The organism is Prosthecobacter sp. GW821-HT29F12 (assembly GCF_058803405.1).
In genome coordinates this window covers 6,862,168-6,881,301 of record NZ_CM179517.1, presented here as the reverse complement: position 1 = coordinate 6,881,301, position 19,134 = coordinate 6,862,168, and the positions used below count along the sequence as shown (strand labels likewise).

Annotated in this window: 10 protein-coding genes; 2 read left to right on the top strand and 8 right to left on the bottom strand. The window is 59.8% G+C overall.

The genetic code is table 11. The annotated features are described in order from the left end of the window. Window positions 1-2: 2 nt before the first annotated feature. Window positions 3-539 carry a YkgJ family cysteine cluster protein gene (locus AC3RLQ_RS28440; RefSeq protein ID WP_493031996.1) on the bottom strand — a complete coding sequence of 179 codons (537 nt, stop codon included), beginning with the start codon at window positions 537-539 and terminating at the stop codon, window positions 3-5. A gap of 150 nt (window positions 540-689) precedes the next feature. On the opposite strand from AC3RLQ_RS28440, the gene AC3RLQ_RS28435 reads away from it, so the two are divergent. Continuing rightward, a complete protein-coding gene (locus tag AC3RLQ_RS28435) occupies window positions 690-12,296 on the top strand; it encodes a tetratricopeptide repeat protein (RefSeq protein WP_493031995.1) in 11,607 nt (3,868 codons plus the stop codon). On the opposite strand, the gene AC3RLQ_RS28430 is transcribed toward AC3RLQ_RS28435, so the two are convergent. From AC3RLQ_RS28430 to prfB, 4 genes are all read right to left on the bottom strand, one after another. Further along, on the bottom strand, window positions 12,256-13,341 hold the full coding sequence (locus AC3RLQ_RS28430; RefSeq protein ID WP_493031994.1) for a glycosyltransferase family 4 protein: 1,086 nt from the start codon (window positions 13,339-13,341) through the stop codon (window positions 12,256-12,258). The genes AC3RLQ_RS28435 and AC3RLQ_RS28430 overlap by 41 nt on opposite strands. Window positions 13,342-13,383: 42 nt before the next feature. Beyond that, on the bottom strand, window positions 13,384-14,181 hold the full coding sequence (locus tag AC3RLQ_RS28425) for an Hsp33 family molecular chaperone HslO (RefSeq protein ID WP_422321729.1): 798 nt from the start codon (window positions 14,179-14,181) through the stop codon (window positions 13,384-13,386). A gap of 47 nt (window positions 14,182-14,228) precedes the next feature. After that, window positions 14,229-15,095 carry a helix-turn-helix domain-containing protein gene (locus AC3RLQ_RS28420; RefSeq protein WP_422321728.1) on the bottom strand — a complete coding sequence of 289 codons (867 nt, stop codon included), beginning with the start codon at window positions 15,093-15,095 and terminating at the stop codon, window positions 14,229-14,231. A 98-nt stretch (window positions 15,096-15,193) separates the two neighbouring features. Further along, window positions 15,194-16,343 (bottom strand): peptide chain release factor 2 gene (gene prfB / locus AC3RLQ_RS28415; protein WP_493031993.1). Its coding sequence is split into 2 segments (ribosomal slippage): window positions 15,194-16,255 and window positions 16,257-16,343, totalling 1,149 coding nucleotides; the frame shifts between segments, so codons are not numbered across the junction. Between the two features lie 48 nt (window positions 16,344-16,391). Here prfB and recO point away from each other — a divergent pair. Beyond that, window positions 16,392-16,937 (top strand): DNA repair protein RecO, encoded by a 546-nt coding sequence (gene recO, locus AC3RLQ_RS28410; protein ID WP_493031992.1) that lies wholly within the window; start codon window positions 16,392-16,394, stop codon window positions 16,935-16,937. A 4-nt stretch (window positions 16,938-16,941) separates the two neighbouring features. Here recO and AC3RLQ_RS28405 read toward each other — a convergent pair whose 3' ends face one another. Genes AC3RLQ_RS28405 through AC3RLQ_RS28395 form a run of 3 tightly spaced genes read right to left on the bottom strand, consistent with a single transcriptional unit; the run spans window position 16,942 to window position 19,081 of the window. Next, complete coding sequence (locus AC3RLQ_RS28405) at window positions 16,942-17,466, bottom strand: glutathione peroxidase (RefSeq protein ID WP_493031991.1); 525 nt, start codon at window positions 17,464-17,466, stop codon at window positions 16,942-16,944. A 40-nt stretch (window positions 17,467-17,506) separates the two neighbouring features. Then, window positions 17,507-18,226: an ABC transporter ATP-binding protein gene (locus tag AC3RLQ_RS28400; RefSeq protein WP_493031990.1), complete on the bottom strand. Its 720-nt coding sequence runs from the start codon at window positions 18,224-18,226 to the stop codon at window positions 17,507-17,509. An 18-nt stretch (window positions 18,227-18,244) separates the two neighbouring features. Further along, window positions 18,245-19,081 (bottom strand): hypothetical protein, encoded by an 837-nt coding sequence (locus AC3RLQ_RS28395; RefSeq protein WP_493031989.1) that lies wholly within the window; start codon window positions 19,079-19,081, stop codon window positions 18,245-18,247. Between the last annotated feature and the right edge of the window lie 53 nt (window positions 19,082-19,134).

Here is a 19,134-nt window from a genome sequence, read left to right as displayed (position 1 = left end):
CGTCAATGAGAATTCGGCGGCAGCCGAAACTCACGGTTCAATCGCAGCTTCAATTTTCGCATCACTTCATCCAATTCCACCCGCACCGCGACCAGCTCTGGCTCCAGTGCTTGATTGACCGGTGTTGAAGCCACACGCTCGTAGCGTTCCACCAGCGCCTGACCATCCTCACGCAATCCGCTTTGTTCGATCAAGCCGCGCACCCGCTCCACCAGCACGCGCGTTTCCACGATCAGTCTCAACGTCTCAGCCTCGGTGGTTTCACCGCGTTCCAAACGCCCCAGTTGCTGGCAGTTGAAGAGCCGGCACCGCACCGGCCGCTGCTCATAAACGGTGCAGCGTTTCTCACGCAGCGCGGAGCATGGCTGCTCCATGTAATACTCCCCGCCACGGCAGCGGATTTTCAGTCCAAGCTTTCCGAGCTCCGCCGGCACCTCCCCCGGTTGCATGCGCACGATCTGAAACATCGTCCCGTCACAGCACATCCCACACGCCGCGCACAGGCGGCTGGCTGCTGAGGAAAATTCTTCCGGGGTCATGCCTAAGTGCTAAAAGCTTTTTCCTGATCAAATCAACCCCTGCTATTGCCAAACGCCCGGCCATTCAGCTAAAAACGTGGCATGCATCCACGCACTGTTTTTTGTCTCCTTTTGTTAGGCGTCAACTCTCCCGCTCAAACACAGGCAGTGGTGGTTCCTTCCCCCGCCCAGCGTTACTTGGACATCCTCATCAAGCGTCCGCAGCCAGGCACGATCTTTGAGCGATTTTATGCTGCGTGGTTGGAGGAAAGCTCGATCACAGAACTTGGTGCCTTTCTGGAATCCAAGACGAAACTGCCTGCGGCCACGGCGGCAGATCATCTGCTGCTTGCCGTCTTTCATTCGCACCGGGGGGATGACCGTGCGGCGCTGGCGGCCTATGAAGCGGCGTTGAAGCTTGATCCGGCCAACACTTCCGCGTGGATTGAGCGTTCACGGCTGGAAGCGCGCGCGCTTGATTTTGCCGCCGCTTTGCAGTCTCTCGATGAAGCCGTGAAAGCGAAGCCGGATGCCGCCGGCACAATGGAGATCGGCAAACTGCGTGGTCGTGCGCTGCTGCGTCTCGGTAAAAATGAGGAAGCGCTGCGCACCTGGAAGGAACTGGCCGCCGCACACGCTGAGGACGAGGACCTGTCCGAAGAGCTGATCGATCTGCTGACGGATGAAGGCCAGTATGAGGCCGCGCTCGAAACTGCGCAGGCCTTGATCAAGCGTTCCCGTGATCCGGTGGCGCGCACTTTGCGCCAGCTGCGGCTCACGGATATCCTGCTCCTCGCGGAACGTCGCGACGAAGCCCTGAAAGCCCTGCGCGAAACTCTGGCGGCCACCGGAGCAGACTCCTGGGTGGAGGGCGATGTGATGGGCCGCATCAGCCGCGTGTTTCGCATGAGCGATGATGTGGAGGGTTTTGAGAAATTCATGGCCGCTCTCGTGAAGGAGCACCCGCAGCGCGTGGCCCTGGCGTGGCAGCACACGCAGCTGCTCGGTGAAACCGGGCAGAAAGATGCGGCGCTGAAAGCAGCGCGTGCTTTGCTGCAGTCGAATCCTGGCCGACGCGATCTGCAGGAAGGATTTCTCGACCTGCTCGAATCACTCGATTTAATCAAAGAGGCAGTCGAGCAAGCGCAGACGCTGACACAGCAGAATGCCGCAGACAAAGAGATGCTCGTGCGGCTGGCCAGCCTGCAGCATCGCGCCAAGGATGATGCCGCCGCGCAGTCCACGCTGGAGCGTTTTCTTAAACTGGCTGGTGCCGCGGAGGCGGATCACCTGCGTGCGGCGCGCCTGCTGGAAAACTGGGAGGATGCTCCCGCAAAGCCCGGCAGCCCGGCGGCGCTGGCGTATGCGCGTCTGGTGGAAAGTTTCCCCGCCAGCATCTCCGCGCAGGAAGCCCAGGCGCATTACCTGCACCGCAACGGCCAGCGTGATGCCGCGCTGGCGATCTGGACGCGCCTGGCAAAGTCCGCCGCGCTGGAAGACCTGCTGCGCATCACCCAGGCGTTGCAGGCCAGGCAGGAGTCACGCACCGCGCTGGATCTGCTGGCGCCGCGTGAGCAGGACTTCGCCCAGGAGACACGCTTCTATGCATTACTGGTGCAGCTGGGCATCGCCAACAAAGAAGTGGAACGTGCCCTCCCTTGGGCACGCAAACGCCTGCGCCTCGCGAAGGATGCGGAGAGCATCGAAACGGCCGTGAAGGACATCCTGCTGGTGCTGCGCAGTGATGAGTCCGGGGAACTCTCCTCAGCGGTACAGCAGGAACTGCAAAGCGAAGCGGCCTCTCCAATTCAGCACCGCTGCCTGCTGGCGACACTGCTCGAAAATGCCGGCAAAAATGCCGAGGCGGAAAAGACGCTGAACTCGGCCCCGGCGGAAGACCAATTGATCGCGCTGAACCAGCTCGCGGTATTGTTTCAAAACCGGCAGGAATGGGAAAAAGCGGCGCAGACATTGCAGAAGGTGATCGCGCTTCCGGGAGCACGCACCACGGCCCGCGTGCAGCGCATGGTGGATTTTTATCGCCGTGCGGAAAAGCGTGAGCAGGCCCTGACCTGGATCGCTGAATGGAAAAAACTATCTCCCAGCGCAGTCCAGCCATGGCTGGATGAATCCCGCCTCTTGATAGCGCTGAACCGCACGAAGGATGCGCTGGCCCTGCTGCGCGGCGCCCTGCGCAAGTTTCCTGACTCCATCGAGGCGGCATCCAGCTATGCCACGCTCTGTTTGGAAAACAGCCAGCCGGATGAGGCGGAGCGCACCTACCTGGCGCTGTATGAAAAAACCACGGACGCCACCGCACGCCTGCGCTTGATCGGCCCGCTGGCGCTCGCGGCACAGCAGCACAACAGCCTGCCGCGCCTCATTGAAAACTTCCAGCAGCGCCAGAAACAGAACCGCGCCAGCGCGCAGCCCTGGCTCGCCTTGGCGGAGATCCACCGCACCACCAGCAACGATGAAGAGCGCCGTCGCTGCCTTTACGAGGCATCGCGTCTGCGACCGCAGGATCTGGCCCTGCTGCTCGACATCGCCCGCAGTGAAGAGGAGATCGGCCTCACGGCTGAAGCTCTGCGCACACTCGAAAGCGCCGCCAAGCTCGACAAAACCAGCAAGACCCGTGAGAACATCGCACGCCTGCAAATCGACAGCGGTGATGCCGATCTCGGCTACCGCATGCTGTTTGAGACCGCAGGCGGCAGCCAGATGGACGCACGCGCGCTGGAACAGATGGCGGATACCATTGCTGAAAAGGGTGAATGGCAGCGCGTCATCGCCTTCCTGGAACCGCTGCTGGAGAAACATCCGAAGGACTACCGGCTGCATTACCTGAACGCCGTGGCCTTGGAAGAAGCTGGACGCGAAAAAGAGGCCGTGCGTGCCTTCATCGAGATCATGAGCATGCACGAGGAACTGCCGGGAGTGCTCAGCACGGGCCGCAGCATCGGGCTGCGCCAGCAGTATGATGCCATGTCACTGCCACCGGGCACGGAGGACTGGCTGGTGCTGCCAGCCATGGTGCAGGCGGCTTACATTCACCGGCAGAAGCAGGGCGGACGTGCGAACTACGGCAGTTACAACATGTTTGGCAGCGCCGCCACCAACGGCCTGCCCGCGAATGGGTTCATTCAGCAGGCACCAGGAGTCACCGAATCCCCGGTGCTCGCTCTCGCCCACGTCCTGCAGATGGTTTCCATGTGGGATGTGGCGGAGCGTGAGCCCGCATTGCGCAGTCTCAAGCAGGCCGGTGTCAGCTATGCTGCGCTGCTGCTCACAGCCGCGGAAAATTCGCCCCAGCTTGTCATCACGCCAGAGATGCTGGCGGATCAGCCGCAAAATGCCGCACTGCATGCCGCGTGGCTCATGCAGAATCCCAGTGGTGATCCTGCAGAGGTGCAGCCCGTTTATGAGAACGCCTTCAAGCTCTTCCAGACCAGTCATCCCATGCTTGCTCTTCGCACAGCGGCGCTGGCATGGCGCACCGCCGGAGACCAGTCCCCTGCCTGGGTACGGCGCATCCTCGCCATCTGCCAGACCCAGCCAAAAGCCGATTCTGCGGAGATACAGACGCTCATCGGCATGCTGCGCACACAGCCTGACCTGTTTCCTCAGGAGGCTCAAAGCGCTGACGTGGTCAAACTTGGCCAAGAAGAGGTTTTGGCGATCACCACCTTCTTGAAACGCTGGCTGCGCACCGTTGACGATCAGCAGCCCTATTACATGGCTGAAGTTATCTATGCCTTGGGCGCTGTGAAAGACTGGGAAGGCTTGGTGGAAATCATCCAGCATCGGCTCAGCCTGCCAGAGAAGCCGCAGAGTCAGAGCCGAGGCCAGACGTCTGCCTTGATCCCGCCGCCACCACCACCACCTCGTTTCGGAGGCAGGAGTTATTATCGCAATTTTCAGCCGTCCCCCCTGCCGGTGCCTGTTGCCTCGCTCAAGCTGCCATCGGATGCTCTGAACTGGTTTTCAAGACTCTCGTTACAGCAGGATTATGAAGAAAGCCCCAGCAACGAAGCGCAGAAGAAATGGGTCAAAGAATTCCATGACGGCTTGAAGCCCTTCATTGAAAAGACCCAGGAGCCGCGGCTGAAACTCGTTCTCCGGCTCATGACAGGAGAACAGCAGGCCATGCTCGATGAACTGAAGCCGCGTCTCACCGCCAGTTCCACGCTGGATGATCTTCTTCTCGCAGGCTGGCTCTCGCAGCAGCTTAAGCAGTCCGATAAAGCCATCGCCTTTTTCCAGCAGGCCCAGCCGCTGGCCACCGATGCAGCACAGAAAATCCAGCTCGACCTTGCCATTCTTTTTCATGCGCAGCGGCTGCTGCAGCAGCAGCCGGACAAGGTGGAAGTCACGACGCTCCTTCCCGCAGTGAAGCCGGTGATCGAACGCTTGTCCCAGACCGCCGCCACTCAGGAGGAGAAGTACCTGCTGGCACAGACGATGAACTCGTTTGGCATGGAGGAGGAGGCAGAGAAGATGGTTCAAGCGGCGCAGGGGAGCACCGTCAGATCACGCCAACAAAGAATGCCGGTGGTCGCCAATCCCTACTCGCGCAGCTATTCCTACCGTCAGCAGCAGCAGAAGCGGCAGGTGTCCCCCGAGGAATTGATCAAGAAGGGCGACCAGGCTGGTGCCATCCAGGAAATCGTCAGACAGCTGCGCCTGGCGATCCAGGGCTGTCTGAACCCGCAGAACAGCTCCAGCGCCCATCATCAGATTCATGAGGTCATCAATCTGTTCACCCAGCACAAGCTGACGGATCAGGTGATGCAAACCCTGAAGACCGCCGCCGGTGCTGGATGGAAGCCGCAGCAGGAATACGCGGTGCTGCTGGAACATACCGGACTCGAAACCAAGCCCGCCATTGAAGCGCATCGCGCCGTGATCTCCGCCAATCCGCGTGCGTTTGCCTCGCATGCACGTCTGGCCACACTGCTGGCCATGGAGGGAGACTTCCAAACTGCGCTGCAGCATTGGAAGCTCCTGCCTGAAGTCACCCAGGCGATGTATCTGCCTGCGCTCATCCATGAGTTCAGCGAGCGGAGCAGCATTTCCATTCCACGGCCCGCCGCACTTTCAGGGCTGCTCTCCACATGGCTGCACTCCCTGCCAGCCAATCGTCCGCTGCCAGCCAGTCTCACCCAGCATTTTGTTCAGGCTTTGAACAACATTCAGCAAAGTGATTCTGGCCAGAACCTATCCTTCCCCGCCCTGTGGGAACCCTGCACGAAGGAGAACTCCCGCAACAATCGCAACTGGGTCTTCAATGACGACGGCACACTCAAGCTCACCCCTGAAAGCCAGAAGGCCAGGGACGAGCGGTGTGCGGCGCAGGACCAGCTCTGCCAAGCCATGCTGCAAATCTCCGAACTCGCACTCATGGGTTTCGCTCCGCTCGGAGGTCTGGCCATGTTTGAAAACCGCAGTCTCGCCGAGACAGAAAAAATGGCGCTCGATCTGCTCAGCCTGCGCGCCATGCCCAAGGTGAAAAGGCGGCTCATGGCTCAGGGCAGCTATCAGGGGTACAACGGCGGCACCGATCCCGCCTCACCCTTCGGCAGCCTGTTTGCCACCTCAGAGCGCATCGCCATGCCGGTGCCCGCCGTGTTCGCGACTTACAGCGCTGCACTGCGTGGAGATCAGCGCACGCTCGATGAGGTGATCTTCCCCGCCATTCTTAAGGCGGAAGGCAAATCCATCGCGGAGTACTGCCGTGCCTATGCCGCAGTGCTCATGGCGGATGAAGCACACTTCGTCTCTGCTGCATCTGCATGGCTCAAACCATCGGGTAAAGGCAATTACGCTCACCGCAGCCAGCAGCATGGGGGGCCTTTGGAGGAAATCGTGCAGCAGTGGCAGAAGCGGAAGATCAAGGAGTCATTGAACGAGCTCATCCTCTCTCAATACGCCCAGCCGACAAACGGCTACTTTGGATACTCGCTGCAGGTGGTGAATACCTACGTCTTTGCTCTCGGGCAGCGTGATCCGGAGGCTCTGCGCAGCTTCATCCACAGTCTGCGTGACCGATGGATCGGCACCACCCCTGAATTACGCGCCAAAAACATCGCTGACTGGCGTGAATACCAGCGGCAGCAGCAACGCGGCGGCCGCTTTTCCTCTCAGTCCTCACGCACCCTGCAGGCCGTCCAAGGTTACATCCAGTGGCTGCAAAATCTGCTGCAGGATCGCCGCGGCCTCGGGCTGATCGAATTCGCCATGGAAGACGGCCTCGACAATTCGCCTGACTGGCTGCGCCAGATCGCCTCCTATCATACTGGAAGCGACCGCATTCGTACACCCGAAGAGTTTCTGCACAGCGCTGCCGCCGTCGGCTTTCTTGGGGATGCCGCCCATTTCCGTGCGTATGATTTGAGTGAAGACCAACGGCACAACACCTGGCTGGGCAATCTCATCCGCCAGTGGCGCGAACGTTCGAACGACGAACTGCTCAACGCCACCCTGACCCTGCTCGGCAAACGCAAGCCCAGCTTCGGCACTGATCTCATGCAGGCACTGCTGCTTAAAAACAGCCGCACGGCGTTGCAACTGGACGGCAAACCGATTCCGCTCGAAGCCGCACAGGTCGCCAGGTTCCAATCCCGCGAGGCAGAAGACGGCTTTGCCTTTCGCGGTGCCGCGCTGCAGATGGTCCTGATACGGCATGCGCAGGAGATCGCCACGATGAGCGCCGTCAGCCAGTTTGATCTCGCCATCCTTCTGCGAGACGAGTTTCGAGGCTATCCGCATCCTGATCGGCTGGGCGAGGAACTCACCCGCGTCCTTGCCCCGCTGCTCAAAATCGAAAACATCGAACTCGCCCGCAAGGTCGATCAGGTGCTCGCCGCCAAGACCTGGAGTGATCTGCATCAGCAGGAATACCAGTTTACCCAGCAGTTTCCGTCCCTGCTGCGTGACTTTGCTGAATTCGACAGCGCCAAAGCTGATGCCGCTGCCCGTCACGCCGTAGAACTCCTGCGCGGCAGTCCTGAGCAGAAGCAGTCCATGCTGCAGAACAATCGTGAAACAACGGTGCACCGCCTGCTGACAGCGCTCGCCAGAGTGCCGCAGCTGCTTCACACCACGCTTGCGCTCGCCGAGCAGGAAGGCTTCTCTCAGTCGCTCAGCTGGACCTCCAACCTTCGCAGTTTCGTGGAAGAATCACTGCGTCGGCCAGAAAACGTCCGCTTCGTATTTTCCGGCACGCCTTGGGTCGCCGAGGCGGCGGGATTTCGGGATCTTAAGTCCGAAAACAACCAGGAACCGACGCTGCTCTCCAGCCTGATCAACCGGATCGAAAACAGCAAAGATCTCCGGACTGCGGTGAATGACCTCCTGGCGAAACAACCTGCCACCTTTGGCACCGAATTGCTGCTGGCATTTCTGCACCGGGCCCCGGGAGAAGACACAAACATACGCAGCTTTTACAACAGCAAACGCCCGGATGAATCCGCCATCCTCGCCTTCATCCAAAAGCGGCGGGAGGATTTTGCCAAACTCCATCAAGCATCGGCCGCCAATCTCCTGGCCATGCTCAATGCCCGCCTGCCAGATTTGGCTCAAAGATTAGAGCAGGAAGGCGCACTCAAGCAGGCCCTGCAGCCGTTGATCAACGCAAGTGCGGTTCAATATGAAGCTGACATAGCCAGCTGGATGCAGATGACCAGTCTGAGCGGCTCAGGCAGCCCGGTGTATGAAGCCATGCAGAATTGCCTGCCCTTGATTGACCGCCTGGCTCAATCAGACAAGCCGCGAGCCATCGCCCTGCTTGATCATGTCAGCAAACTCGTGGCGCAGCAGGATGCGCTGAACAGCCGTGGCGGCAGCCGTCCGCCGCCCCATCAAACCCAGGTCGCCCAATGGCTGCAAAATGCTGCCGCCGTGCCTGAGCTCTTCGGCGAAATCATGCAGCGTGCTGACGAAAGCGGAGCGGCCAGAGATTCATCCTGGCTGGGAAACATGCTTGGCTCCGCGCGCAATCTCTACAAGCACCGCGGAAAACCTTCGCGGGTCATCGCCCTGCTGGAGGCCGCAGGCATGCTTGATCCTGCCGCCACTTTCAATCCCCGCCCGCTGCCCGGCAATTCCCAGCAGTCCACCATGCTTGAAGTCATGAGCGCTGAGTTCACCGGTGGCAGCACACATCCCGGGCTTGTGGAGGAGCTCGGCAAACGCCAGCCGCGCACTTTCGGGGTGGATTTGATCCTCCTGCTTTGCAGCAAACGATACAATGCTCCGGACGAAGTGAGTGCTTTCGCCCAGGCTCACGCCGCTGAGATCTCCGCGTGCTCCGCTGAGCAGCAGAAGCTGATTGCCGGGTATGTTCAGCGGCGAAAGTGGACCGAGACTTTTGCCGCGCACGTGCCGGCCCTGCAGGACGAATTTGCGCCGCTGTTGGAGGAGCAGAATGCCAGGCGCCAGTCCTACATTGAGGATGTGCTCAAAACCACCACCTGGCAGGAGTTCGAACAGCTCTATTTTAAAATGCAGTCCCAACCCTCACGCGGCGGGCCCGCGATGGCGCGTGAGGAAATGGAAGCCCGCATGCGCATGAGTGCAGGACCGTATTTCCAGCGCGGCCAGAGCAGCCCCTCCATGGACTACCTCGCTTCTCATCTCATACCGCTGGCTGCAGTGGATGTGAAGAAAGCCCGGTTGACTCTCCGTCACTTCACCAGCCTTTACCGCGCCTCTTTCAACCAGTCAGCGGACCCCTATCGCACACCACCGGTGGACAGCTTCGTCATGACGTTGAGCGCCTCGCCCAGGCTGCTGTCCGAAGTTCTGCAACTCACGGTTCCAAGAAGCTCGACTCTCCGAACTCCCACCGGCAGCTCGATGAACACTTACACGCTGCTCGACCGTGCCTTTCCCTCCAGCACTCTCGCCAGTGCCGAGAAGACCATCACCACACTCGATGAAATGGAACTGCTGGCAGATGCCGAGACTTACGATGCTTTTCCGGGGCCCGGCCTGGCTTCAGGCAGCCTGCTGGGGATGGTGTTCGCGAAGCTGTCGCGGCTGAGTCCGGAAGTGGGGGCCCAAACCGCGCAATTGCTCGCGGAACAGAAGGACGCCAAATTCGGTCATCGCTTGTTCGCAGCAAAGCTCACCGCCGATGATTCGCCGGAGAAAGCCCGGCGCTGGGAACTCTGCACCGCCCAGTTTCCCCGCGTGCGCCTCCAGGCCGCAGGGGCCGTTTTGCAAGCCTTGGAAAACGTGTTCCCCGGGCTTGCGAAGACAGAACAGCCCGAAGGTGATCTGGCGCCTTTTGCCCCCTTGTTTCAACGCCGTGCGTTGGAAGAACGCAGTTACCTTGATGCCATCCAGTCCAGCCATAACAAGCAGACGCCGCCGTTTCGGGGATATTCTGCCGTTGTCCGGAGTGAACTGATCCGGCTGATGAAGGCCCACAAGTCAGCGGATATCAGCAGGCTCCTGCGTGGCCTGTCCGGTCAGCTTGAAACCCAGGAGGCGGCCAGTCGCTTTGCCACGCCCCCATATTACCGTGACGGCTACGGCGTGAGCTACTACCTTCGCAGCCTTTTGAGAGTCGATTCCGAGGATGCCCCGATCCTGCTCGCCTGCCAGATGCAGGCGGCGGCAGGCCTTCCCGAAATTCGTGTGCAGAATGAATCCCTTTCATCACAAAGCGCCGCTCAGTCGGATAATGCATTGTTCCAGCTCTGGGATCAACGTGGTGGCCGTGCCAGACCGAAGGAGGTCTTTGTTGAACTGGCGCGTGAAGTCGCGCGACATGACATTCAAAACACCTCAGGCCTGTGGCTGCCAGTGATGCATGATGCGCTCGACCGGATGGGAGAACTGGAACGCCGGGAAATTTCCGACTGGGCGGCCAAGGAAAAGCAGCCCGAGCTTCAGATTATCTGCCGCGAGCACCGCCTCGCTCAAAAGCTGCTCGAATGCACCGAGCCAGTCCATTCATCTGAAGGTGGCCCGCGCCGGCCTTCTCCTGGGGCAGCCTCCGCCTTGAAGAACTATGCCATCCTCAGCAAGGAGGCCCTGGGGATGCTGCAGGATGAGAAGACCGCCCCTCATGTCCGCCTGACACTGGCAGCGTTTCTCACATCCACGTACCCAGGCATGCTGGACGTGGAGGCCAGGCAGGCGTGGGGACTTGCCGCCGCCAAGTCCTGGCATGCGGGTGTTCCAATGACGCGATGGGAGCTCGAAACCCTGCTCAATTCTGCCGCAGTGCTGCCCATCAATAAAACCTGGGAGCAGACCAGCAAGCTCGCCATCGAACGCTGGAATCAGCGTGAGGAAATCATCCGTCCGACGCGACGGCGCTACATCGAGCCCGAGATGTATTCAGCCATCCTGCGCTTTGCCATTCGTTCGGGTGACACGACTTCCTTGGAACCGTTTATCGACACCTTCTCCCACTACAACATCCCGGGGTTTACCGGCATCCTGCTGGAAAATGGCGACTGGAAGCATATCGGGAAACTGAAACTGCGGACAACCACTCCCATGTCTTTCTCCACCCGTTCCGAAAAGTGGAATGGCTGGCTGCCACCCACGGATGCCACGCTCCAGGCGATGACCGACATCGATCGCGAAGACGCACTGCTCGCAGAAGTTCTGGCGCTCACTGCGAATGATGAAGCGACACGCATGCTCTATCCAGAAGGCCGCTTTCTGACACGCCACGAGCGACTGGCGGCCTTCGCGCAGAAAATCGCTTCCCTGCCTCTGCCAAAGAAACCTGCACTGCGTGCGCAAGCCCTCGTCATCCTCGGGCTTGAGCACCCGCAGGCTGCCTTGAAACTGCTGCCACAGTACGATGCCATCGCCCGGGTGTTTATGTCAGACACCCTCGGCGAGGGGTCCACCGAGATTCATCATTGGGAAAAATTTCTCGCGGTTCACGCAGCCTTGAAAACAGCCAAAGTCGACTTCACGGCACCCGACGTTCTCTACAATCGCTTGCTAAACGACCCGGGTGTCGTCAAACGCTATGGTGGATCGTCCACATCGGTGGGAGGGGCCTTCCGCTCGGCCTTGTTTCAGTGCTTGTCACAATTGTGGTCTGCTGGCATTGCGCGCGACCCCGAAAAAATGCTTCAGTTCACGGTCCTTTCCGGCACACAACAAAACTCGTCCGAATACGATTTCCTGCCGCCATCCGCACTTCAATCCGGCATCGGTGCATGGCAGGAAGTCCTCAAAAAGGAACCCCTGCCAACGAACGTGGTGGAACCAGTGCCCGGGGTCAGCAGCGTCACGCGCTTCATGGAGTTTGTCGCATCAATAGCCGGAACAGGTAAAAGCCGTCTCTCTTTCCAGCAGCGACTGGAACTGATCGTGCGTGTTTTCGGCCGGATGAAACTTTACTCCGCGCCCAACGTCTGGGCGCTGTTTGTCGAGTACAACATCTTTACTACCGACGAGCTGGACAAAAACGCCGGCGCAGTCCTGAAATACTCCGATTCGCTCAGCCCGGCCTGTCTTGAAGAATTCGCCGGGTATGTTCGCGATCATGGTGCGTACTCCATTGCCTCGCGAGCTTTTGAAACAGCGGCCGAAAAGTGGTCACGGTCAAAAGGGAGTACACCTTACGCCGCGAATCGCTGCCTGCTCAGCCGGGTCGAAATGCTTGTTCGGCTAGATGAATTGAAAGAAGCCAGACTGTGCCTCAAGAATTTCATTGAAGGCGACAGGGCTGTGTACAATCTCGCCAAGCACGAATCCTTGCTCAAGCTCCTTTCGCAGCCAGCTCCAGCACCTGCAAAGTAAGCATCACATTCAGCTCCAGATCCAGCGGCTGCCGCGTTTTGACAGGCCCGGCACTGCCGCGCGCGCGCCAGTGATTGATGCACATGCCCAGTGTCGCCAGATCCCCCGCATCGTTCAAAACATGGCCGTTGATGCCGGGGTCTATCAATTCACTGGCCCCATTGAAACTCGTCGTGATCACAGGAATGCCGGTGGCCAGCGCCTCGCTCACCACATTGGAGCAGGGTTCATAAATGGGCAGGAAGGTGAGCACATCGGCGGCGGCATAGGCGGCTTCCACATCGTTCAGCGGCCCTGTAAGGATGACGTTCGGTGGAATCTTGCCGCGCATGCGATCCCGCGTGACGACAAGCATCTTGAGCTGCGGATCATCACTGCGCCCGGCCATGAACTTCAGCAGCCAGGGCAGCCCCTTGCGCTCCCAACCTGAGCCGACGAAGACCAGCACGAAATCACTATCCGAGAGCCCAAAGCGTTTCCGCGCCGCAGCCCTCGACACGTTTTGGAAACGCCGCACGTCCACCCCGTTGCGGATCGTGTGCACTCGCTCCTGCGGGAAAGCGGGGAAATGCTGTGCGATCTCGCCACGCACCATTTCAGAGTTCACGATGATGCGCTGCGTGTTTGCCGGATCAAAGGTTTGCGCCTCAAGCGCCATCATGTTGCGGTGAAACGCACCCACCCCCACCAGCGGGCGCTTCCACCAGGGGGCGAACTGTCTGCGCCGCTGCAGCCACACACGATGCAGGCCGTCTCCAGCGCGGTAAACATCCTGCTTCAGCGTGCGCTCCAGGCTGAATACACAGTCAAACCTCTCATGCAGCAAAGCGGCGTTCACAGCCTCCGCAAAACGCTGCGGCCGCTCCGCGCGTGATCCATCCACAGGGACACCGTGAAACTGTACGCCCGCCGCCTGTCCCTTCCACTTTTCCGCAAACAGATGCGTCTCATGCCCCGCAGCAGTCAAGGCCCCCAGCAGACGTTGCACGTACAGCTCCGCGCCTCCGGTGGCGGAGTACTGTCGGCGAATGAGGGCGAGTTTCATGCGAGTGGCGCAAACGTCTCGTTTGCGGGCGGGACGCTTGAATTAGGACTGCTTGGACCGCCACTGCTCAAAGCTCTCCTTCGGCGTGCGAAAGACAGCACCGCAGCGCGGGCAGTGAATCTGCGCCACGCCGTCGGCAAAGATGTGGTCCAGGTCATCCTGCGGCAGGCGCATGATGATGGGCATCAGGCGCTCCACAGAGCAGCCGCATTCAAACACGTAGCCACGCGTTTCCAGCAGGGTGAGATGCTCGTTCGTTTCAATGGCAAGAACCTGCTCCAGCGTTAGTTCGGACAGCCATTGCTCATCGCAGTCCGGCTCGGCGGAAATTTGCACGAACTCTTCATCCTCCAGCCGGAAGAAGCGTGTGAGGCGCTGCTCGCTGGTGGTGTAAAACGTCTCCACCGCCTTCAGCATGTCGTCACCATGAAACTCGATCATGCTCTGCCGCGGCGCCTGATCCGGCCGCGTCGTCTGGGAGATGAACATTGCCTCGCCCTCCTGACGCACGTCTTCGGTGAAAACCCGGCCCGCCACACGGCCGGGACGTGAGCTGCCGGTGACAAACACGTTCGCACGCTGTGGCTCTTTGACGTGGATGGTCCACGCACAGCTTTCGTCCTGCGGGCGCGAGCAGAGATGCAGTGCCAGCGCAGCAAGCGCGTCCTTCAGCATTTGATCCAGCGACTCCGCATTCTGCAGGCCGTACTGCATCAGGTGAAGGTAGTAATCGAGATAGAGCGGACTGAAGCGCCCCCGTACCAGCAGCGCATTGCGCTTCCGCACGAAATAGGAGCGGAGGTCCACCACGGAAAGATCCGGTTCAAGCATCTGACTCATGCACAGCTTATCTCACCGGATGAAAGGGGGCGCAAGTGGCGCGGACGTCACTTCCCCGCCATGCCGCGGAATTTTTGCCGGTAGGCGCTCGGGGTCGTCCCCATCACCTCGCGGAAGCGGCGGTTGAAGTTCGCCAGGTTGCGGTAGCCACAGTCCATCGCGATGTCCGTGATGTTTGACACATCCTCCGCCAGCATGCCGCAGGCACGGCCGATGCGCACCTCGTTCACATACTGCGGCACCGTCTTGCCCGTGCGCGAGTGGAAGAAGCGGCTGAAGGCCCCCAGACTCAGGTGCGCCAGCTTCGCCAGACGTTCACGGTCGATTTCTTCCGTCAGATGCGTGTGAATGAAATCGATCACTCGCTCCATCCTCCCCTGGTCGGCAGATTCGAGCTTGGGCTCAAAATTGGAGCTGGCCAGCGCCTTCAAATCTTCAGAGCCGGCCAGCGCATTGAGAATGGCCAGCAGTTCGATCACCCGCGCCAGCCCCTCGCTGCCCGCGAGACGTTTCATGTGCTCCGTTACCACCGCACGGGCGGCCCCACGCACCTCCAGTCCGCGCGCCGCACGCTGCAGCAGCCGCTTCACCGGCTCCATCTCCGGCAGTGCCATGAAATCCCGCCCCAGAAAGTCCTCGTCAAACCGCACGATGATGGCATTCACCCGCCGCGCCTTCGCGTTCACGTCCTGATGCCACACATGCGGGAGATTGGAACCAATCAGCACGATGTCTCCGTCCGTGAGCGCGCTGATGTTGTCACCCACCACCCGATGACCGCGGCTCTCGATCGCCAGCGTCAGCTGATACTCCGGATGAAAATGCCAGCGCGTCCCATAGTCCAGCGCACGCACCGTCTCACAGTGGAAGGACTCCCACTGACGCTTGGGGACTTTCTCGAATACAGGCTTCATGAGGGAAGTTTGCAGTCGTTGGCGATGGTTTGCAATGGTTTGCGATTGTTGAACCAACGCAAACAACGGCAAACCACTGCCAACAACCGCAAACCAAATTACACGTCGTCGTCCTTGTCGTTGTCCCCGGCCTTCCGGCCGCGCAGCTTGGCTTCCATGAAGGCGTCCAAGTCTCCGTCCATCACAGCCTGCACGCTGCTGGTCTTTTCACCCGTGCGGTGGTCTTTGACCATCTGGTAAGGCTGGAAGACGTAGCTGCGAATCTGGCTGCCCCAGCCGATGTCGCTCTTCTCGCCATACTGGCGGTCGATCTCGGCCTGACGCTTGTCTTCCTCGATCTGGTAGAGCTTTGCCTTGAGCATCGCCATCGCTTTGGCGCGGTTCTTCGGCTGGCTGCGTTCGATCTGACAGGCCACAATGACACCGCTGGGAATGTGCGTCAGACGCACGGCGGTTTCCACCTTGTTCACGTTCTGGCCGCCTTTGCCGCCAGCACGATAGGTATCCACACGCAGATCTTCATCCCGCACGACAATGTCAATCTCCTCTTCGGAGTCGGGCGTCACGTCAATCGAAGCGAAACTCGTATGGCGCTTCTTCGCCGCATCAAAGGGGGAGATGCGCACGAGACGGTGCACACCGCGCTCGGTTTGCAGGAAGCCAAAGGCGTTTTCGCCGATGATTTCGAGCGTGGCGGAGCGTGTGCCCACGTCATCACCCGCTTCATGGTCGATGAGTTCCACCTTGTAGCCACGGCGCTGGCACCAGCGCTGATACATGCGCATCAGCATGTCCGCCCAGTCACAGGCCTCCGTGCCACCGGCTCCGGAATGGATGGTGATGAAGGCATTGCCACTGTCAAACGGGCCGCTGAGCAACTGGCTCAGTTCAAAGCTAGAAACATCCGCGCTGAGCTTCTTGTGCTCCTGCTCCACCTCATGCCACGTGTCTGTGTCGCCCGCTTCTTTGGCCAGCTCAATGAGCCCGTCAAAATCTCCGGCGCGCTGCTCGAGATCCTGCAGCGGTCCGATTTTCTTTTTGATGACATTCGTGCGGTCGATCAGCTTGCGCGCTGCGTTCGCGTCATCCCAGAAGCCAGGGGCCGCCATGCGGTCCTCCAGCATGGCCAGTTCGTCTTTTAATTTCGGGACGTCAAAGATACCTCCGGAGTTCCCCCAACCTTGCCTTGAGAGCCGTGGTGTCGAGGGATTGAAGGTCGGTGAGGATGGTCTTGCTGGTCTTTTCCATGCAGCGTAGATAGCGGCTTGGCGTGCGAGTTCAACGCCTTTTGTCATCATGGAAAAAACCGAGGCCATCCTCATCGGACGCACGCGCTATGCGGAGAGCAGCCTCATTGTTCAATGGTGCTCGCCGGAGGCCGGCCTGTTCAAAACCATCGCCAAAGGTTCCCTGCGGCCCAAATCACCGCTCTACGGCGTGCTGGACCTGTTTGTCTCCGCCGACCTGCGCTTCGTCCGCAGCAAATCTGGTGATCTCCACACCCTGGCCGAGGCCCGCTGGACCAATCCCCGCCTCGGCCTGCGTGAAAGTTATGGCCGTGTTCTCGCCGCCACCTACCTCGTCAAGCTCATCACCCTCGTCGCCGAAACCGACTCTCCCATCCCCGAGATTCACGAACTCCTCGTCAAAGCCCTCGACTACCTCGCCGCGAAGGATCCCGTGCCCGCCCTGATCACCCGCTTTGAGCAGCGCCTCGCCGAAATCCTCGGCATCATCCCCGAAGGCGAATCCGGCATGGCCGCCGCCGCCATCGAAGACAGCTTCCATCGCAAGCTGCCCGTGCAGCGCCGGCAGCTCGCGGATTGGATGGCCAAAAAATAATCAGCTACTTCAGCGCCGCCTCAATCGCGGCCAGCAACTCCGGTGAATCCGGCGCCACGTCCGAGCCAAAGCGCTGCAAAACCTTGCCGTCCTTGCTCACCAGAAACTTCTCAAAGTTCCAGCCGACTTCACCACCAGCAGCGGTTTGCAGCGCAGCATACAGCGGATGCTTGCCATCCCCCTTGATCGCCACCTTGGCAAACATCGGGAATGTCACCTTGTAGTTCAGGGAGCAGAAGCTCTTGATGTCCGCCTCGCTGCCCGGTTCCTGACCACCGAAATCGTTGCAGGGAAAGCCCAATACCGCCAGGCCCTTGCCGCTCATCTTTTCATGCAGTGCTTGCAGTCCGGCATACTGCGGCGTGTAGCCGCACTCGGAGGCCACATTCACAATGAGCAGCACCTTGCCTGCGTAGGCCTTGAGCGTGGTGTCTTTGCCGTCGATGTCCTTGATGGCGATGTCTTGAACATTGGTGTCAGCAGCGAAAGCCATGGAGGTCATGAGGAGGGAAAGGAGCAGGGTTTTCATGTGGGAAAAGGAACGCGGCAATTGCCACCTTGGTTTCACATCATTCCACCATGCTCAGGAAGATGTCTTCGAGCCGCCGCCCGCGCTTTTCGTGATCACGGCGCAGCTCTTCCAGCGTACCTAGAGCGATGAGCTTGCCGTGGTGGATGATGCCGATGCGGTCGGCCAGCTCTTCGGCGATGTTCAGCAGATGCGTGCTCATCAGCACCGTGGTACCGGCCTGGCTGCGCTCCTTGATCTCCCGCTTCACGGTACGTGCATGGATGGGGTCCAGGCCGACCATCGGTTCGTCGATGACGAAGACCTTCGGATCATGCAGCAGCGCGCTGGCGATGGCGAGGCGCTGCCTCGTGCCATGACTGAGGTTTTCAATACGCTGCCTTGCGTACTCATGCAGGGCAAATTTGGTGAACAGCACATCCGTCTGCGCCTCTGCATGGGGCTGATACATCTCAAACAGCTCCGCGATGAACTCCATGAACTCGGTCGGCGTGAGTTTCTCATAAAACACCGCCACGTCCGGCACATAGCCGAGCAAGGACTTTGCCTGCATGGATTCCAGCTGAACGTCATGGCCGCACAGCTTCACACGTCCCGAGTCCGGCTTCATCAGTCCTGTGAGCAGCTTCATCGCGGTGGTCTTGCCGGCACCGTTCGGCCCCAGAAAGGCGAACAGTTCGCCAGGCTTGATGGTGAGATTCAAGCCATCCAGCGCCCGCAGCTCGCCATAGTTCATCGTGAGGTCTTCAATCTCGATCATGCTTCAAAAGGGTTCGAATCAGTGCACGGCATCCTGCAGTCCGTGGATGGTGGGTTCCAGCAGCACGTAGTCGTCGGGAAGATCGATGCGCGCAAGCTCACCAGCTTCGGTGAAGATCATTTTGACCTCGTACATGCCCATGATCGGCAGCGTCAGCACAAAGCACTTCCGCTGCCTGCCTGCGAGCATCATCATCCCCTCGCGCGCCTGCAGTTTCGCGGCCTCCTTGTCCTTGTTGTCCGGCTGCTTGCCCGTTTTAGGCATGCCTCCGCCCAGCAGCGAGAGCATGGCCAGCGCACTGTCCTGACCGGCACCCATGCCCATGAGCAGCTTCACATCCTGCGAATTCATCAGAACACGTTCGCCCTGTTTCACCAGCACTTCGGGCGCCGGTTCTGTTTCGCTCCAGGTCAGGCGCATGCTCGCATCACGCTGCGGGAAGCTGGCTTTGATGGCCAGGTTTTGCCAGCGCTCGCCATCGGCCAGCGTGCAGCCCAGGCTCCAGCTCGCCATGATGCTGCGCACCTGGTCCTCCGGTGCCACCTGCTCCACGGCCCCATGGGCGATCAGGTCATACACGGTCTCCTGATTCGGCTTGGTGCGGCGGTTCACCTGCAGATTCGCATGCCCGATTTTTTCACGCTGATGGTAGAGATGCAGCGTGCAACCGAAGCTCTCCGACTGCCGCAAAAACAAATCCATCACCATGCGCGGAGGCACGATGGCAAAGCGTGAAGCCTCGGGGAAATAGATGTCACGCACCAGCAGTCCGGACATCACCGCCCAGAAAATCACCGCCAACACTGCCGCCACACGCCAGATCATTGCAGAATAGTAGTCAGGAAATGCGCGCACTGGCAAGCACTGCGGCATTTGGCTGCAAAAAAACTCGCCACATCAGCCCGCGT